This is a genomic window from Escherichia sp. E4385 (assembly GCF_963883145.1).
GTDB lineage: Bacteria > Pseudomonadota > Gammaproteobacteria > Enterobacterales > Enterobacteriaceae > Escherichia.
Map to the genome: position 1 here is coordinate 457233 of NZ_CAWOOJ010000013.1, position 16313 is coordinate 473545.

Sequence of the window (16313 nt, forward strand, 5' to 3'; positions counted from 1 at the left end):
CTTTATAGCAAACTGGCGTAGAGTCTGATTTCAGGCCCGACATAAAGTGGTAACGAGGCGTTCCAGCGCGGGCCAGGCTCTTACGGTGCGGCAGAATTTCCAGTATAATAGCCGCCTTTTTTCATTCAGTTGTGACATACAGCTAACGCTGCGACTCAGGTCACCTGCACAGCAGGGGACATCCGCCAGCAGCTAAGTTAAGGGATATCTCATGCGTACAGAATATTGTGGACAGCTCCGTTTGTCCCACGTGGGGCAGCAGGTGACTCTGTGTGGTTGGGTCAACCGTCGTCGTGATCTTGGTAGCTTGATCTTTATCGATATGCGCGACCGCGAAGGTATCGTGCAGGTATTTTTCGATCCGGATCGTGCGGACGCGTTAAAGCTGGCCTCTGAACTGCGTAATGAGTTCTGCATTCAGGTCACGGGCACCGTACGTGCGCGTGACGAAAAAAATATCAACCGCGATATGGCGACTGGCGAAATCGAAGTGCTGGCTTCCTCGCTGACCATCATCAACCGCGCAGACGTTCTGCCGCTTGACTCCAACCACGTCAACACCGAAGAAGCGCGTCTGAAGTACCGCTATCTTGACCTGCGTCGCCCGGAAATGGCTCAGCGCCTGAAAACCCGTGCGAAAATCACCAGTCTGGTGCGTCGTTTTATGGACGACCACGGTTTCCTCGACATCGAAACTCCGATGCTGACTAAAGCCACGCCGGAAGGCGCGCGTGACTACCTGGTGCCTTCTCGTGTGCACAAAGGTAAATTCTACGCGCTGCCGCAATCCCCGCAGTTGTTCAAACAGCTGCTGATGATGTCCGGTTTTGACCGCTACTATCAGATCGTTAAATGCTTCCGTGACGAAGACCTGCGCGCTGATCGTCAGCCTGAATTTACTCAGATCGATGTGGAAACCTCTTTCATGACCGCGCCGCAAGTGCGTGAAGTGATGGAAGCGCTGGTGCGCCATTTGTGGCTGGAAGTGAAGGGCATTGACCTGGGCGATTTCCCGGTAATGACCTTTGCGGAAGCTGAACGCCGTTACGGCTCCGACAAACCGGACCTGCGTAACCCGATGGAACTGACCGACGTTGCCGATCTGCTGAAATCCGTTGAGTTTGCAGTATTTGCAGGTCCAGCGAACGATCCGAAAGGCCGTGTTGCCGCTCTGCGTGTTCCGGGTGGCGCATCGCTGACCCGTAAGCAGATCGACGAATACGGTAACTTCGTTAAAATCTACGGCGCGAAAGGTCTGGCTTACATCAAAGTTAACGAACGCGCGAAAGGTCTGGAAGGTATCAACAGCCCGGTAGCGAAGTTCCTTAATGCGGAAATCATCGAAGCCATTCTGGATCGTACTGCCGCGCAAGATGGCGATATGATTTTCTTCGGTGCCGACAACAAGAAAATTGTTGCCGACGCGATGGGCGCACTACGTCTGAAAGTGGGTAAAGACCTTGGCCTGACCGACGAAAGCAAATGGGCACCGCTGTGGGTTATCGACTTCCCGATGTTTGAAGACGACGGTGAAGGCGGCCTGACGGCAATGCACCATCCGTTCACCGCGCCGAAAGACATGACGGCGGCAGAACTGAAAGCTGCACCGGAAAATGCGGTGGCGAATGCTTACGATATGGTCATCAATGGTTACGAAGTGGGCGGTGGTTCAGTGCGTATCCATAATGGTGATATGCAGCAGACGGTGTTTGGCATTCTGGGGATCACCGAAGAGGAACAGCGCGAGAAATTCGGCTTCCTGCTCGACGCCCTGAAATACGGTACTCCGCCGCACGCAGGTCTGGCATTTGGTCTTGACCGTCTGACCATGCTGCTGACTGGCACCGACAACATTCGTGACGTTATCGCCTTCCCGAAAACCACGGCAGCAGCGTGTCTGATGACTGAAGCACCGAGCTTTGCTAACCCGACTGCACTGGCTGAGCTGAGCATTCAGGTTGTGAAGAAGGCTGAGAATAACTGATATGACTCAAATACACGAAATCATTCGCGTTGCATCGAGGCGGCAACTGAGTGAACTCCCATGAGCATAGATAACTATGTGAATGGGATGAGCGAAGGCAGTCAACGAAGAGGCAGCGTGAAGGATAAAGTGTATAAGCGTCCCGTTTCGATCTTAGTGGTCATCTATGCACAAGATACGAAACGGGTGCTGATGTTGCAGCGGCGTGACGATCCCGATTTCTGGCAGTCGGTAACCGGCAGCGTGGAAGAGGGTGAAACCGCGCCGCAAGCTGCCATGCGCGAAGTAAAGGAAGAGGTCACCATCGATGTTGTCGCTGAACAACTGACCTTAATTGACTGTCAGCGCACGGTAGAGTTTGAAATTTTTTCACATTTACGTCATCGCTATGCGCCGGGCGTGACGCGCAATACGGAATCATGGTTCTGTCTTGCGCTCCCGCACGAGCGCCAGATTGTTTTCACTGAACATCTGGCTTACAAGTGGCTTGATGCGCCTGCTGCGGCGGCGCTCACTAAGTCATGGAGCAACCGGCAGGCGATTGAACAGTTTGTTATTAACGCTGCCTGAACAGGCAGGGCTATCTGGAGATATTTTTATGGCAGGTCATAGTAAATGGGCCAACACCAGACATCGTAAAGCTGCGCAGGATGCTAAGCGCGGTAAAATCTTCACTAAAATCATTCGTGAGCTGGTAACCGCGGCTAAGCTGGGCGGTGGCGATCCGGACGCTAACCCGCGTCTGCGTGCAGCAATTGATAAAGCACTGTCTAACAACATGACCCGTGACACCCTGAACCGCGCAATTGCACGTGGTGTGGGCGGTGATGATGATGCAAACATGGAAACCATCATCTACGAAGGTTACGGCCCTGGCGGCACGGCAATCATGATTGAATGTCTGTCTGACAACCGCAACCGTACCGTTGCTGAAGTGCGTCACGCATTCAGCAAATGTGGCGGTAACCTCGGTACTGATGGTTCCGTAGCTTATCTGTTCAGCAAAAAAGGCGTGATCTCCTTCGAGAAAGGCGACGAAGACACCATCATGGAAGCAGCACTGGAAGCAGGTGCTGAAGACGTTGTGACCTATGATGACGGCGCGATCGACGTCTACACTGCATGGGAAGAGATGGGTAAAGTACGCGACGCTCTGGAAGCGGCAGGTCTGAAAGCAGACAGCGCAGAAGTTTCTATGATCCCGTCAACCAAAGCCGATATGGATGCAGAAACTGCACCGAAACTGATGCGTCTGATCGATATGCTGGAAGACTGTGACGACGTGCAGGAAGTTTACCATAACGGTGAGATCTCTGATGAGGTTGCAGCGACCCTCTGATGAGGCCGGCTAAACAACAAAACGGAGACGCGTGATGTCTATTATTCTCGGTATTGACCCGGGTTCGCGCGTTACCGGCTACGGTGTTATCCGTCAGGTGGGCAGGCAACTGTCCTACCTGGGTAGCGGATGCATACGCACCAAAGTGGATGATTTACCGTCTCGTCTGAAACTGATCTATGCGGGCGTGACGGAAATCATCACCCAGTTCCAGCCCGATTATTTCGCAATCGAACAAGTCTTTATGGCAAAGAACGCTGACTCAGCCCTGAAACTGGGGCAGGCACGAGGCGTGGCGATTGTGGCAGCGGTGAATCAGGAATTGCCGGTGTTTGAATATGCTGCGCGTCAGGTTAAGCAAACAGTGGTGGGCATTGGTAGCGCCGAAAAAAGCCAGGTGCAGCATATGGTGCGTACCTTGCTGAAATTACCTGCTAATCCACAGGCGGATGCCGCCGATGCGCTGGCGATTGCCATCACCCACTGCCATGTCAGCCAGAATGCGATGCAGATGAGCGAATCGCGGCTGAACCTGGCGAGAGGGCGACTGCGCTAAATTATCACGCTTCAGTCAGTTCAGGCTGAGGCGTTTCTACTCCCTCCGCATGAATCAACATTAGACTCGGATGATGCCACAAACTCGCTGGCGTAACCGTTTTACGATCCCACGGAATAGAACCTAAGAACCAGAATTTCCAGAAAGTGAGTTTTGCATTCGGATTGCTATTTAACAGTTCTCCAAACGTCTCTATTTCGCCCACCGGAATACATAGCGCCTCTTTATAAATATCAAAGACAAATTTTGAACAGAACTGGCGTGAAGATTCGTATTTAAAACCGGTGTGGTAGAGTTTGCGTAGCCGGGAGGGAACCTGTTCAACAATTCGTTGTTTTTGTTGTTCTGTTAGCCCTGCGTCTAATCGCTTTATAGCATAGCGTTGATTAGAAGAACGTTTAATAAAACGGGATAGCGTGGTGATGGTTGAAAGGGGAACCCGGCTTTCTGCAACCAGGAAGTCTTCACCGTTATGACCGATAATGATCCCGACGTGATTACTCCAGCAATTTGATGCTGCTGATATTTGACCAAATAAGGCAGCACCTATACATGTAAAGACGATATCACCAATTTCATATTCAGCAGGGTAATTAATATTCACGTTGTCATTCCATTGAAATAAATATGAATACACGTAATAACATAAAAAAGTTTATTTTTCAGGAGTCGAAATGTATATTTTTTTACGCATTAACTCACTGAATATGTAATATTCAAATATTTGCTTCCAATATAACCTGTAGAATAAATTATACTGCGCCATTTTTCAGATCATCGGGACGCCTCGCAAGTTTTCTTCATCCTTCGCTGGATATCTATCCAGCATTTTTTTATCATACAGCATTATCTTTGATTCATTACGCAGGAGCGTCATGTGATAGGCAGACTCAGAGGCATCATCATTGAAAAACAACCCCCGCTGGTGTTAATTGAAGTGGGCGGCGTAGGCTATGAAGTGCATATGCCGATGACCTGTTTTTATGAACTCCCTGAAGCGGGTCAGGAAGCGATCGTTTTCACCCACTTTGTGGTGCGTGAAGACGCGCAACTACTGTACGGTTTTAACAATAAACAAGAGCGCACGTTGTTCAAAGAGTTGATCAAAACCAACGGCGTCGGCCCGAAGTTGGCGCTGGCGATCCTCTCCGGAATGTCAGCGCAGCAGTTCGTTAATGCCGTTGAACGTGAAGAAGTGGGAGCACTGGTGAAACTGCCGGGCATTGGTAAAAAAACCGCCGAGCGTTTAATTGTCGAAATGAAAGACCGATTTAAAGGTTTGCACGGCGATCTCTTTACGCCAGCCGCCGATCTGGTGCTCACGTCGCCTGCCAGCCCGGCAACCGATGATGCTGAACAGGAAGCGGTTGCTGCGCTGGTGGCGCTGGGCTATAAACCACAAGAAGCCAGCCGCATGGTGAGCAAAATCGCCCGCCCTGACGCCAGCAGTGAAACATTAATTCGCGAAGCCCTACGCGCCGCGTTATGAGGTAAAGGATGATTGAAGCAGACCGTCTGATTTCTGCCGGTACGACTTTGCCGGAAGATGTAGCAGATCGCGCCATTCGCCCCAAATTACTGGAAGAGTATGTTGGTCAGCCGCAGGTTCGTTCACAGATGGAGATTTTCATCAAAGCAGCGAAACTGCGCGGCGACGCCCTCGATCATCTGTTGATTTTTGGCCCTCCGGGTTTAGGTAAAACCACGCTTGCTAATATTGTCGCCAATGAAATGGGCGTTAATTTACGCACGACTTCCGGTCCGGTGCTGGAAAAGGCCGGCGATCTGGCAGCAATGCTCACTAACCTTGAACCACATGACGTGCTGTTTATTGATGAGATCCACCGTCTTTCACCAGTGGTGGAAGAGGTGTTGTATCCGGCAATGGAAGACTACCAACTGGATATCATGATTGGTGAAGGTCCGGCGGCACGCTCCATTAAAATTGATTTGCCCCCGTTTACCCTGATTGGCGCAACCACGCGCGCAGGTTCGCTGACGTCACCGTTGCGCGACCGTTTTGGTATTGTGCAACGTCTGGAGTTTTATCAGGTGCCAGATCTGCAATATATCGTCAGTCGCAGCGCGCGCTTTATGGGCCTCGAGATGAGTGACGATGGCGCGCTGGAAGTGGCGCGTCGGGCGCGTGGTACGCCACGTATTGCCAACCGCCTGCTGCGTCGAGTGCGTGATTTCGCCGAAGTGAAGCACGATGGCACCATCTCGGCAGATATTGCTGCTCAGGCGCTGGATATGCTGAATGTCGATGCTGAAGGTTTCGATTATATGGACCGCAAGTTATTGCTGGCGGTAATTGACAAGTTCTTCGGCGGGCCTGTAGGTCTGGATAACCTGGCGGCGGCTATTGGCGAAGAACGTGAAACCATTGAGGATGTGCTGGAGCCTTATCTGATTCAGCAAGGCTTTTTGCAGCGTACACCTCGCGGGCGTATGGCGACAGTGCGGGCGTGGAACCACTTCGGCATCACACCGCCAGAAATGCCGTAGTTCAAATAAGGCGTTCGCGCCGTATCCGACACTGGCAATGTGCCTGATGCGACGCTGTTCGCGTCTTATCAGGCCTACCTGGTATAGCGAACCGTAGATCAGATAAGGCGTTTGCGCCACATCCGACACTGGCAATGTGCCTGATGCGACGCTGTTCGCGTTTTATCAGGCCTACCCGGTATAGCGAACCGTAGGTCGGATAAGGCGCTCGCGCCGCATCCGACACTGGCAATATGCCTGATGCGACGCTGTTCGCGTTTTATCAGGCCTACCTGATATAGCGAACCGTAGGTCGGATAAGGCGCTCGCGCCGCATCCGACAAATGTGTTCAGCGATAGATTAGCTGGCCTGTTTTTTCATCATACTCAAAATAAACAACAGCGCAGCACATAGCACCACTGACGGACCCGCAGGCGTATCGTAAAACGCTGAAAAAGTTAAACCGCCAGTTACAGCAATCATCCCCACCAAAACGGCGACACCTGCCATCTGTTCCGGCGTACGGGCAAAACGACGTGCGGTAGCAGCCGGAATGATCAGCAACGAGGTAATAATCAACGCCCCGACAAATTTCATTGCCACACCAATCGTCAATGCTGTTACCAGCATCAACAGCAATTTCACGCGCTGTAATTTCACACCATCGACAAATGCCAGATCCGGGCTAATGGTCATCGACAGTAAATTGCGCCATTGCCAGAACAGAATTGCCACCACAATGACCACGCCAATGGCGATGGAGATGAGATCTTCCGGCGTCACTGCCAGCAAATCACCGAACAGGTATGCCATCAAGTCAACGCGAATGTTAGACATCAGACTGACAACGACCAGGCCCAGCGACAAGGCACTGTGCGCCATAATTCCCAATAACGTATCGATCGCCAGCTGTGGACGCTTCTCCAGCCATACCAGACCGCCCGCCAGCAGCAGCGTAACGGCAATCACTGCATAGAAGGGATTCACGTCCAGCAACAGACCAAAGGCCACTCCAAGTAAAGACGCATGGGCCAGCGTATCGCCGAAATAAGACATACGACGCCAGACAACAAAAGAACCCAAAGGACCAGCGGCACAGGCCAGCATAATCCCGGCTAACCAACCGGGAAATAATAATTCAATCATGAGCGATCACTTCCCCGACGCAGAACAATTCGCCCCTGTAAATCGTGGCGGTGATTATGATGATGGCGATAAATACCCAGCTGTTCAGCTCCGCGAGGCCCGAACATCGAAATAAATTCCGGATGCAGGGAAACGACTTCTGGTGTGCCAGAACAACAGATGTGATGGTTCAGGCAAAGTACTTCATCGGTTTTTGCCATCACCAGATGCAGATCGTGAGATACCATTAAAACGCCACAATCCAGTTCGCGACGTAACTGGTCAATAAGGTCATATAACGCCACCTGACCATTCACATCCACGCCCTGGGTGGGTTCGTCCAGAACTAATAACTGGGGTTGATTTAACAATGCGCGCGCGAGTAGTACACGCTGCGTTTCACCGCCAGAGAGCTTTTGCATTGGCGCGTCAATAAGATGCCCAGCCTGAACGCGTTTTAGTGCAGGCAGAATATCTTCCTTATGTGTTCTGGGGCGTAAGCGTAAAAAACGGTTTACGGTCAGTGGCAACGTGGTGTCGAGATACAGCTTCTGCGGCACATAACCAATGCGCAGTTTTCCGTGGCGCTTGATAACACCTTCATCTGGTGTTACCAGCCCGAGAACAACCCGAACCAGTGTCGACTTACCTGCGCCGTTCGGCCCAAGTAAGGTCAAAATTTTACCAGGCTTGAGTTCCAGCGACACATCAGAGAGGACGCGGCGTTGGCCAAATGAAACCGAGACATTTTCCAGGGAAACCAGACTTGTCATGTTAATTTTAGTCTTGCAGTAGTCATGAAATGTTATAATATCACACTTCTTATATTCATTACGATGATTGGTCGCATTATGTTACATAAAAAAACGCTTCTTTTCGCAGCATTATCTGCTGCTCTCTGGGGCAGTGCAACTCAGGTAGCAGAAGCTGCCGTTGTCGCTTCGCTTAAACCTGTTGGATTCATCGCTTCCGCTATTGCTGATGGAGTAACAGAGACGGAGGTGTTACTTCCTGATGGGGCCTCTGAACATGATTATTCACTGCGTCCATCTGATGTAAAACGCTTACAGAACGCGGACTTAGTTGTCTGGGTTGGACCGGAAATGGAAGCGTTTATGCAAAAGCCCGTGAGTAAATTACCCGAGGCGAAGCAGGTAACCATTGCGCAGCTTGAGAGTGTAAAACCGCTGCTGATGAAAAGCATTCACGACGCTGATGATGATCATGACCACGTGGAAAAAAGTGACGAAGATCACCATCACGGCGATTTCAACATGCACGTTTGGCTTTCCCCAGAGATAGCGCGGGCTACAGCGGTTGCAATCCATGGAAAATTAGTGGAACTTATGCCGCAAAGTCGAGCCAAACTTGACGCCAACCTGATGGAATTTGAGGCACAATTAGCTTCAAGCAGGAAACAGGTTGGTAACGAGCTCGCGCCGCTCAAGGGAAAAGGTTATTTCGTTTTTCATGATGCTTACGGCTACTTCGAAAAACAATTCGGACTGACACCGCTTGGTCACTTTACCGTAAACCCTGAGATTCAACCTGGCGCGCAGCGTTTACATCAAATAAGAACACAGTTGGTTGAGCAAAAAGCAACTTGCGTTTTTGCTGAGCCACAGTTCAGGCCTGCGGTCGTTGAAAGCGTCGCACGAGGGACATCCGTTCGTATGGGAACGTTGGATCCCCTTGGGACGAATATCAAACTGGGCAAAACAAGCTATTCAGAATTCCTGAATCAATTAGCTAACCAGTACGCGAGCTGCCTGAAAGGAGATTAATGAGGAAGTGATTACGTGCAACAGATAGCCCGCTCTGTCGCCCTGGCGTTTAATAATTTACCGCGACCACACCGCGTTATGTTGGGGTCGCTCACCGTTCTTACACTGGCCGTCGCTGTCTGGCGGCCTTATGTTTACCACCGAGACGCCTCGCCTATTGTCAAAACCATTGAGCTTGAACAGAACGAAATTCGTTCTCTCTTACCTGAGGCCAGTGAGCCGATTGATCAAGCTGCGCAAGAAGATGAAGCCATTCCACAGGACGAACTGGACGACAAAATCGCTGGTGAAGCCGGCGTTCATGAATATGTCGTTTCTACGGGCGACACGTTAAGTAGCATCCTTAATCAATATGGTATTGAGATGGGTGATATCACCCAACTTGCTGCTGCTGATAAAGATCTGCGTAACCTGAAAATTGGTCAACAACTCTCCTGGACATTAACAGCTGATGGCGAGTTACAGCGTCTGACCTGGGAAGTGTCTCGCCGCGAAACTCGTACCTATGACCGCACCGCTGCTAATGGTTTTAAAATGACTAGCGAAATGCAGCAAGGGGAGTGGGTTAATAGTCTGTTGAAAGGAACCGTTGGGACAAGTTTTGTTGCCAGCGCCCAAGGTGCAGGTTTAACCAGCGCTGAAGTGAGCGCGGTGATTAAAGCAATGCAGTGGCAGATGGACTTCCGCAAAGTGAAAAAAGGTGACGAATTTGCGGTATTAATGTCACGTGAGATGCTTGATGGCAAACGTGAACAAAGCCAACTGCTGGGCGTTCGTTTGCGTTCAGAAGGCAAAGATTACTATGCTATTCGCGCTGAAGATGGCAAATTCTACGACCGCAACGGCACTGGCCTGGCGAAAGGGTTCTTACGATTCCCGACGGCAAAACAGTTCCGCATTTCGTCTAACTTTAACCCGCGTCGTCTGAACCCGGTAACCGCTCGCGTTGCGCCGCACAGAGGCGTTGATTTTGCGATGCCGCAGGGTACGCCGGTGCTTTCGGTGGGAGACGGTGAAGTGGTAGTTGCTAAACGCAGTGGCGCAGCGGGTTATTATGTCGCGATTCGTCATGGTCGCAGCTACACCACGCGTTATATGCACCTGCGTAAGATTCTGGTTAAACCGGGGCAGAAAGTGAAGCGTGGCGATCGTATCGCACTTTCCGGTAACACCGGGCGTTCAACTGGGCCACATCTGCACTATGAAGTATGGATTAACCAGCAGGCGGTGAACCCGTTGACAGCGAAACTGCCGCGTACTGAAGGGCTGACCGGTTCAGATCGTACCGATTTCCTGGCGAAGGCCAAGGAGATTGTACCGCAGCTACAGTTTGATTGATTAATACCCATTGGCAGCCGGTACGCAGTCAGTGCCGGCTTTTTTATTTGGTGCGGGGCAAGTTGCGCCGTTACACTACCACCAGATTGATTATTGCCTTATCCGAAACTGGAAAAGCATGGAAACGAAAAAAAATAATAGCGAATATATTCCTGAGTTTGATAAATCCTTTCGTCACCCTCGTTACTGGGGAGCCTGGTTGGGCGTGGCGGCAATGGCCGGTATTGCCTTAACACCAGCGAAATTCCGTGATCCCATTCTTGCGCGGTTGGGGCGTTTTGCCGGAAGACTGGGTAAAAGCTCACGTCGTCGGGCGTTGATCAATCTGTCTCTCTGCTTTCCAGAACGTAGCGAAGCCGAACGCGAAGCGATTGTGGATGAGATGTTTGCCACCGCGCCGCAAGCGATGGCAATGATGGCTGAACTGGCGATACGTGGGCCGGAGAAAATCCAACCTCGCGTCGACTGGCAGGGGCTGGAGATCATCGAAGAGATGCGGCGTAACAACGAGAAAGTGATCTTTCTGGTACCGCACGGCTGGGCAGTTGATATCCCCGCTATGCTGATGGCCTCACAAGGGCAGAAAATGGCAGCGATGTTCCATAATCAGGGCAACCCGGTTTTTGATTATGTCTGGAACACGGTGCGTCGTCGTTTTGGCGGTCGTCTGCACGCGAGAAATGATGGTATTAAACCTTTCATCCAGTCGGTTCGTCAGGGCTACTGGGGCTATTATTTACCGGATCAGGATCATGGACCTGAACACAGCGAATTTGTTGATTTTTTCGCAACCTATAAAGCGACGCTGCCAGCAATTGGTCGCCTGATGAAAGTGTGTCGCGCGCGTGTCGTTCCGTTGTTCCCAATCTATGATGGCAAAACCCATCGTCTGACGATTCAGGTTCGTCCACCGATGGATGACCTGTTAGAGGCGGATGACGCTACCATTGCGCGGCGTATGAATGAAGAAGTTGAGATTTTTGTTGGTCCGCGACCAGAGCAGTACACCTGGATTTTAAAATTGCTGAAAACGCGCAAACCGGGCGAAATCCAGCCGTATAAGCGTAAAGATCTTTATCCCATCAAATAAAAAAAAGCCTCTCGTGAGGAGAGGTTCTCGTCTAATGTTAAGTGCGCATTTATTCTATGCGCATGCTTATCGGCCCTACAGGTTGATCGTAATTTATTGAATTATCACGGTCCTGTAGGCCGGATATGGCATTTATACCGCATCCGGCAACTAACTTACTCTACCGTTAAAATACGCGTGGTATTCGTCGAACCCACGGTACTCATCACGTCGCCCTGGGTGACAATCACCAGATCACCAGACATCAGGTAGCCTTTATCGCGCAGCAGATTTACTGCTTCGCTGGCAGCAACTACGCCATCATTTGTACTGTCAAAATAGACCGGCGTAACACCACGATAAAGCGCAGTCAGGTTCAGCGTGCGTTCATGACGTGACATGGCGAAAATCGGCAGACCGGAGCTGATACGAGAAGTCATCAGCGCGGTACGACCAGATTCGGTCATGGTGATGATCGCGGTAACGCCTTTCAGGTGGTTAGCTGCGTACATTGCGGACATCGCGATAGCTTCTTCCACATTGTCGAACTGAACGTCCAGGCGGTGTTTAGACACATTGATGCTCGGGATTTTTTCGGCACCCAGGCAAACACGCGCCATTGCAGCAACGGTTTCAGATGGATATTGACCAGCGGCGGTTTCCGCAGACAACATTACGGCGTCAGTACCATCCAGAACGGCGTTCGCCACGTCCATGACTTCTGCACGCGTCGGCATTGGATTGGTAATCATCGATTCCATCATCTGGGTAGCAGTAATGACTGCGCGGTTCAGCTGACGCGCGCGACGAATCAGCGCTTTCTGAATCCCAACCAGTTCGGGATCGCCAATCTCTACGCCGAGGTCTCCACGTGCGACCATCACCACGTCAGAAGCGAGGATAATGTCGTCCATTGCATCCTGGCTACAAACGGCTTCCGCACGTTCAACTTTGGCGACAATTTTCGCATCACAACCCGCATCGCGCGCCAGGCGACGAGCATAATTCAGATCTTCGCCGCAGCGTGGGAAAGAGACAGCCAAATAATCTACGCCAATCAATGCCGCAGTTTTAATGTCTGCTTTGTCTTTCTCAGTCAGCGCTTCAGCCGACAGACCGCCGCCGAGTTTGTTGATCCCTTTATTGTTGGAGAGAGGGCCGCCGACGGTCACTTCGGTGAACACTTTCATGCCCTGAACTTCCAGCACTTTTAACTGTACGCGACCGTCGTCCAGCAGCAGAATGTCGCCAGGCACGACGTCAGAAGGCAGACCTTTATAGTCGATACCGACTTTTTCTTTATCGCCTTCACCTTTGCCCAGGTTGGCATCCAGCAGGAATTTATCCCCAATATTGAGGAAAACCTTACCTTCTTTAAAGGTAGATACGCGAATCTTTGGCCCCTGAAGGTCACCGAGAATAGCCACATGACGACCCAGTTTTGCGGCAATTTCACGAACTTTATCCGCGCGCATTTTATGGTCTTCAGGCGAGCCATGAGAAAAGTTCATTCGTACGACGTTTGCACCCGCTGCGATGACCTTTTCAAGGTTATTATCGCGATCGGTAGCCGGGCCTAACGTGGTAACGATTTTGGTTCTGCGAAGCCTTCTGGACATGTAATACTCCGTTGACTGAAACAACCAGGTGTTGCTTGAACATGAATTCGCATAAACTAAAACCATTATGGTTGTAATTTAAACACATGCGAATATCGTATAAAGATAGAACAGTGATAATCGATTTAGCGATCGTCACTCAATTTAAGTAACTGCTTATCAAAGCGCGATTCCTTGAGCGCTTCCTTGACCCGCTTCAAGTTATCTCTGAATTTTGTGCCGCGTCGCAAAGTAAATCCTGTCGCCAGCACATCTATCACGGTCAACTGCGCAAGTCGAGACACCATGGGCATATAAATGTCAGTATCTTCAGGTACGTCGAGGGTAATCGCCAGCGTTGCTTCCCGGGCGAGTGGCGTACCGGCGGAGGTGAGGGCAATTACCATCGCGTCGTTTTCCCGTGCTAACTGCGCCAGTTCAACCAGATTTTTGGTTCTTCCGGTGTGAGAAATCAGCACAACCACGTCTCCGTCGCTACAATTCATACAACTCATGCGTTGCAGCACGATATCGTCGGAGTAAACCACTGGAACATTAAAGCGAAAAAACTTATTCATCGCATCGTGGGCGACGGCGGCAGAAGAGCCCAGACCGAAAAAGGCGATTTTTTTGGCCTGAGTCAGGAGATCGACGGCACGGTTGACGGCAGATTTGTCCAGCGAGTGACGTACGTGATCGAGCGTGGCCATTGCCGACTCAAATATTTTCCCCGTGTATGATTCAACGCTGTCATCTTCATTAACGTTGCGATTAACATAGGGCGTGCCATTTGCCAGGCTTTGTGCCAGATGAAGTTTAAAATCAGGAAAACCGCGGGTGTCCATGCTGCGACAGAAACGATTCACCGTTGGTTCGCTAACATTGGCCTCAAGCGCCAGAGCAGCAATACTCGAATGGATCGCGTTGTCAGGTGAAGCAAGAATGACCTCGGCGACTTTTCGTTCTGATTTGCTCAAATGTTCCAGTTGAGACTGGATTTTTTCCAGCATATTCATGATGTAAAGAGACTCACGGTAATGACGATTTCCACACTGAAAGAAATCGAAATGCAGTTTGGTCTGATATTACGCCTGTGTGTCGTATTAATGACAAAAGCGGATAAAAAAGTTGTCATTTTTTTTCATAACATGATCAGTGTCAGATTTTTACCCAATGGAAAACGATGATTTTTTTATCAGTTTTGCCGCACTTTGCGCGCTTTTGCCGTAATCGCACGGGTGGATAAGCGTTTACAGTTTTCGCAAGCTCGTAAAAGCAGTACAGTGCACCGTAAGAAAATTACAAGTATACCCAGGCTTAAGTACCGGGTTAGTTAACTTAAGGAGAATGACATGGCGGTAACGCAAACAGCCCAGGCTTGTGACCTGGTCATTTTCGGCGCGAAAGGCGACCTTGCGCGTCGTAAATTGCTGCCTTCCCTGTATCAACTGGAAAAAGCCGGTCAGCTCAACCCGGATACCCGTATTATCGGCGTAGGGCGTGCTGACTGGGATAAAGCGGCATATACCAAAGTAGTCCGCGAAGCGCTGGAAACTTTCATGAAAGAAACTATTGATGAAGGTTTATGGGACACCCTGAGTGCACGTCTGGATTTTTGTAATCTCGATGTCAATGACACCGCTGCATTCAGCCGTCTTGGTGCGATGCTGGATCAAAAAAATCGTATCACCATTAACTACTTTGCCATGCCGCCAGGCACTTTTGGCGCAATCTGCAAAGGGCTTGGTGAGGCGAAACTGAACGGCAAACCGGCGCGCGTGGTGATGGAAAAACCGCTGGGTACGTCGCTGGCGACCTCGCAGGAAATCAACGATCAGGTTGGCGAATACTTCGAGGAGTGCCAGGTATACCGTATCGACCATTACCTTGGTAAAGAAACGGTGCTGAATCTGTTGGCGCTGCGTTTTGCTAACTCTCTGTTTGTGAACAACTGGGACAACCGCACTATTGATCATGTTGAGATTACCGTGGCAGAAGAAGTGGGGATCGAAGGGCGCTGGGGCTATTTTGATAAAGCCGGTCAGATGCGCGACATGATCCAGAATCACCTGTTACAAATTCTCTGCATGATTGCGATGTCTCCGCCGTCTGATCTGAGCGCAGACAGCATCCGCGATGAAAAAGTGAAAGTACTGAAGTCTCTGCGCCGCATTGACCGCTCCAACGTACGCGAAAAAACCGTACGCGGGCAATACACTGCGGGCTTCGCCCAGGGCAAAAAAGTGCCGGGCTACCTGGAAGAAGAGGGCGCGAACAAAAGCAGTAACACGGAAACCTTCGTGGCTATCCGTGTCGATATCGACAACTGGCGCTGGGCTGGCGTACCGTTCTACCTGCGTACCGGTAAACGTTTGCCGACCAAATGCTCTGAAGTGGTGGTCTATTTCAAAACGCCAGAGCTCAATCTGTTTAAAGAGTCGTGGCAGGACCTGCCACAGAACAAACTGACTATCCGTCTGCAACCTGATGAAGGCGTGGATATTCAAGTGTTGAACAAGGTCCCGGGTCTGGATCACAAACATAACCTGCAAATCACCAAGCTGGATCTGAGCTATTCAGAAACCTTTAATCAGACGCATCTGGCAGATGCCTATGAACGCCTGCTGCTGGAAACCATGCGCGGTATTCAGGCGCTGTTTGTACGTCGCGATGAAGTGGAAGAAGCGTGGAAATGGGTGGACTCCATTACCGAAGCATGGGCGATGGATAACGATGCGCCGAAACCGTATCAGGCCGGAACCTGGGGACCGGTTGCTTCGGTGGCGATGATTACCCGTGATGGCCGTTCCTGGAATGAGTTTGAATAATATCTGCACTCATCCTTTATGGTTATTTTACCGGTAACATGATCTTGCACAGATTGTAGAACAATTTTTACACTTTCAGGCCTCGTGCGGATTCACCCACGAGGCTTTTTTTATTACACTGACTGAAACGTTTTTGCCCTATGAGCTCCGGTTACAGGCGTTTCACTCATAAATCCTCTGAATGAAACGCGTTGTGAATCATCC

15 protein-coding genes are annotated in these 16313 nt (G+C 50.6%); 10 read left to right on the forward strand and 5 right to left on the reverse strand.

Annotated features, from left to right (window positions below):
• The first annotated feature begins 211 nt into the window (after window positions 1–211).
• The 4 genes from aspS to ruvC all read left to right on the forward strand — a co-directional run bounded on the left by aspS (window position 212) and on the right by ruvC (window position 3879).
• Window positions 212–1984: an aspartate--tRNA ligase gene (aspS, locus tag AACS80_RS14305; protein ID WP_130208496.1), complete on the forward strand. Its 1773-nt coding sequence runs from the start codon at window positions 212–214 to the stop codon at window positions 1982–1984.
• A 117-nt stretch (window positions 1985–2101) separates the two neighbouring features.
• Window positions 2102–2554 carry a dihydroneopterin triphosphate diphosphatase gene (gene nudB / locus AACS80_RS14310; RefSeq protein WP_001300367.1) on the forward strand — a complete coding sequence of 151 codons (453 nt, stop codon included), beginning with the start codon at window positions 2102–2104 and terminating at the stop codon, window positions 2552–2554.
• 28 nt (window positions 2555–2582) lie between these two features.
• Window positions 2583–3323, forward strand: a complete 741-nt coding sequence (locus AACS80_RS14315; RefSeq protein WP_000907234.1) for a YebC/PmpR family DNA-binding transcriptional regulator — start codon at window positions 2583–2585, stop codon at window positions 3321–3323.
• A 34-nt stretch (window positions 3324–3357) separates the two neighbouring features.
• Entirely contained in the window at window positions 3358–3879 is a 522-nt protein-coding gene (gene ruvC, locus AACS80_RS14320; RefSeq protein WP_010350951.1) for a crossover junction endodeoxyribonuclease RuvC, read from the forward strand.
• A gap of 4 nt (window positions 3880–3883) precedes the next feature.
• Here ruvC and AACS80_RS14325 read toward each other — a convergent pair whose 3' ends face one another.
• Window positions 3884–4483: a YebB family permuted papain-like enzyme gene (locus tag AACS80_RS14325; protein WP_130218702.1), complete on the reverse strand. Its 600-nt coding sequence runs from the start codon at window positions 4481–4483 to the stop codon at window positions 3884–3886.
• 273 nt (window positions 4484–4756) lie between these two features.
• Between AACS80_RS14325 and ruvA the strand changes: the two genes are divergently transcribed.
• Window positions 4757–5368 carry a Holliday junction branch migration protein RuvA gene (gene ruvA, locus AACS80_RS14330; protein WP_000580323.1) on the forward strand — a complete coding sequence of 204 codons (612 nt, stop codon included), beginning with the start codon at window positions 4757–4759 and terminating at the stop codon, window positions 5366–5368.
• An 8-nt stretch (window positions 5369–5376) separates the two neighbouring features.
• Window positions 5377–6387, forward strand: coding sequence for a Holliday junction branch migration DNA helicase RuvB (gene ruvB / locus AACS80_RS14335; RefSeq protein ID WP_000568522.1), 1011 nt, complete (start codon window positions 5377–5379; stop codon window positions 6385–6387).
• Window positions 6388–6727: 340 nt separating this feature from the next.
• On the opposite strand, the gene znuB is transcribed toward ruvB, so the two are convergent.
• The gene (gene znuB, locus AACS80_RS14340) at window positions 6728–7513 is read right to left on the reverse strand and encodes a zinc ABC transporter permease subunit ZnuB (protein WP_130208494.1); all 786 of its coding nucleotides are present in this window, start codon (window positions 7511–7513) and stop codon (window positions 6728–6730) included.
• Window positions 7510–8265, reverse strand: coding sequence for a zinc ABC transporter ATP-binding protein ZnuC (gene znuC, locus AACS80_RS14345; RefSeq protein WP_130208493.1), 756 nt, complete (start codon window positions 8263–8265; stop codon window positions 7510–7512). The genes znuB and znuC overlap by 4 nt, the downstream gene beginning before the upstream one ends.
• Window positions 8266–8343: 78 nt before the next feature.
• Here znuC and znuA point away from each other — a divergent pair, with 78 nt between their 5' ends.
• The 3 genes from znuA (at window position 8344) to lpxM (ending at window position 11704) form a co-directional block, all read left to right on the forward strand.
• Window positions 8344–9276, forward strand: coding sequence for a zinc ABC transporter substrate-binding protein ZnuA (znuA, locus tag AACS80_RS14350; protein WP_138183840.1), 933 nt, complete (start codon window positions 8344–8346; stop codon window positions 9274–9276).
• 15 nt (window positions 9277–9291) lie between these two features.
• On the forward strand, window positions 9292–10614 hold the full coding sequence (mepM, locus tag AACS80_RS14355; RefSeq protein WP_131161126.1) for a murein DD-endopeptidase MepM: 1323 nt from the start codon (window positions 9292–9294) through the stop codon (window positions 10612–10614).
• A 118-nt stretch (window positions 10615–10732) separates the two neighbouring features.
• Complete coding sequence (lpxM, locus tag AACS80_RS14360; protein ID WP_130208491.1) at window positions 10733–11704, forward strand: lauroyl-Kdo(2)-lipid IV(A) myristoyltransferase; 972 nt, start codon at window positions 10733–10735, stop codon at window positions 11702–11704.
• Window positions 11705–11859: 155 nt separating this feature from the next.
• Here the strand turns inward: lpxM and pyk are convergent, their stop codons facing one another.
• On the reverse strand, window positions 11860–13302 hold the full coding sequence (gene pyk / locus AACS80_RS14365) for a pyruvate kinase (protein WP_130208490.1): 1443 nt from the start codon (window positions 13300–13302) through the stop codon (window positions 11860–11862).
• 125 nt (window positions 13303–13427) lie between these two features.
• On the reverse strand, window positions 13428–14297 hold the full coding sequence (gene hexR, locus AACS80_RS14370; protein WP_105289041.1) for a DNA-binding transcriptional regulator HexR: 870 nt from the start codon (window positions 14295–14297) through the stop codon (window positions 13428–13430).
• 336 nt (window positions 14298–14633) lie between these two features.
• Between hexR and zwf the strand changes: the two genes are divergently transcribed.
• A complete protein-coding gene (zwf, locus tag AACS80_RS14375; RefSeq protein ID WP_130208489.1) occupies window positions 14634–16109 on the forward strand; it encodes a glucose-6-phosphate dehydrogenase in 1476 nt (491 codons plus the stop codon).
• Window positions 16110–16313: the final 204 nt, after the last annotated feature.

Coding starts and splice junctions, on each gene's coding strand:
- aspS (WP_130208496.1), top strand. CDS start 212: ATGCGTACAGAATATTGTGGACAGCTCCGTTTGTCCCACGTGGGGCAG.
- AACS80_RS14315 (WP_000907234.1), top strand. CDS start 2,583: ATGGCAGGTCATAGTAAATGGGCCAACACCAGACATCGTAAAGCTGCG.
- ruvC (WP_010350951.1), top strand. CDS start 3,358: ATGTCTATTATTCTCGGTATTGACCCGGGTTCGCGCGTTACCGGCTAC.
- ruvB (WP_000568522.1), top strand. CDS start 5,377: ATGATTGAAGCAGACCGTCTGATTTCTGCCGGTACGACTTTGCCGGAA.
- znuB (WP_130208494.1), bottom strand. CDS start 7,513: ATGATTGAATTATTATTTCCCGGTTGGTTAGCCGGGATTATGCTGGCC.
- znuC (WP_130208493.1), bottom strand. CDS start 8,265: ATGACAAGTCTGGTTTCCCTGGAAAATGTCTCGGTTTCATTTGGCCAA.
- znuA (WP_138183840.1), top strand. CDS start 8,344: ATGTTACATAAAAAAACGCTTCTTTTCGCAGCATTATCTGCTGCTCTC.
- lpxM (WP_130208491.1), top strand. CDS start 10,733: ATGGAAACGAAAAAAAATAATAGCGAATATATTCCTGAGTTTGATAAA.
- pyk (WP_130208490.1), bottom strand. CDS start 13,302: ATGTCCAGAAGGCTTCGCAGAACCAAAATCGTTACCACGTTAGGCCCG.
- hexR (WP_105289041.1), bottom strand. CDS start 14,297: ATGAATATGCTGGAAAAAATCCAGTCTCAACTGGAACATTTGAGCAAA.
- zwf (WP_130208489.1), top strand. CDS start 14,634: ATGGCGGTAACGCAAACAGCCCAGGCTTGTGACCTGGTCATTTTCGGC.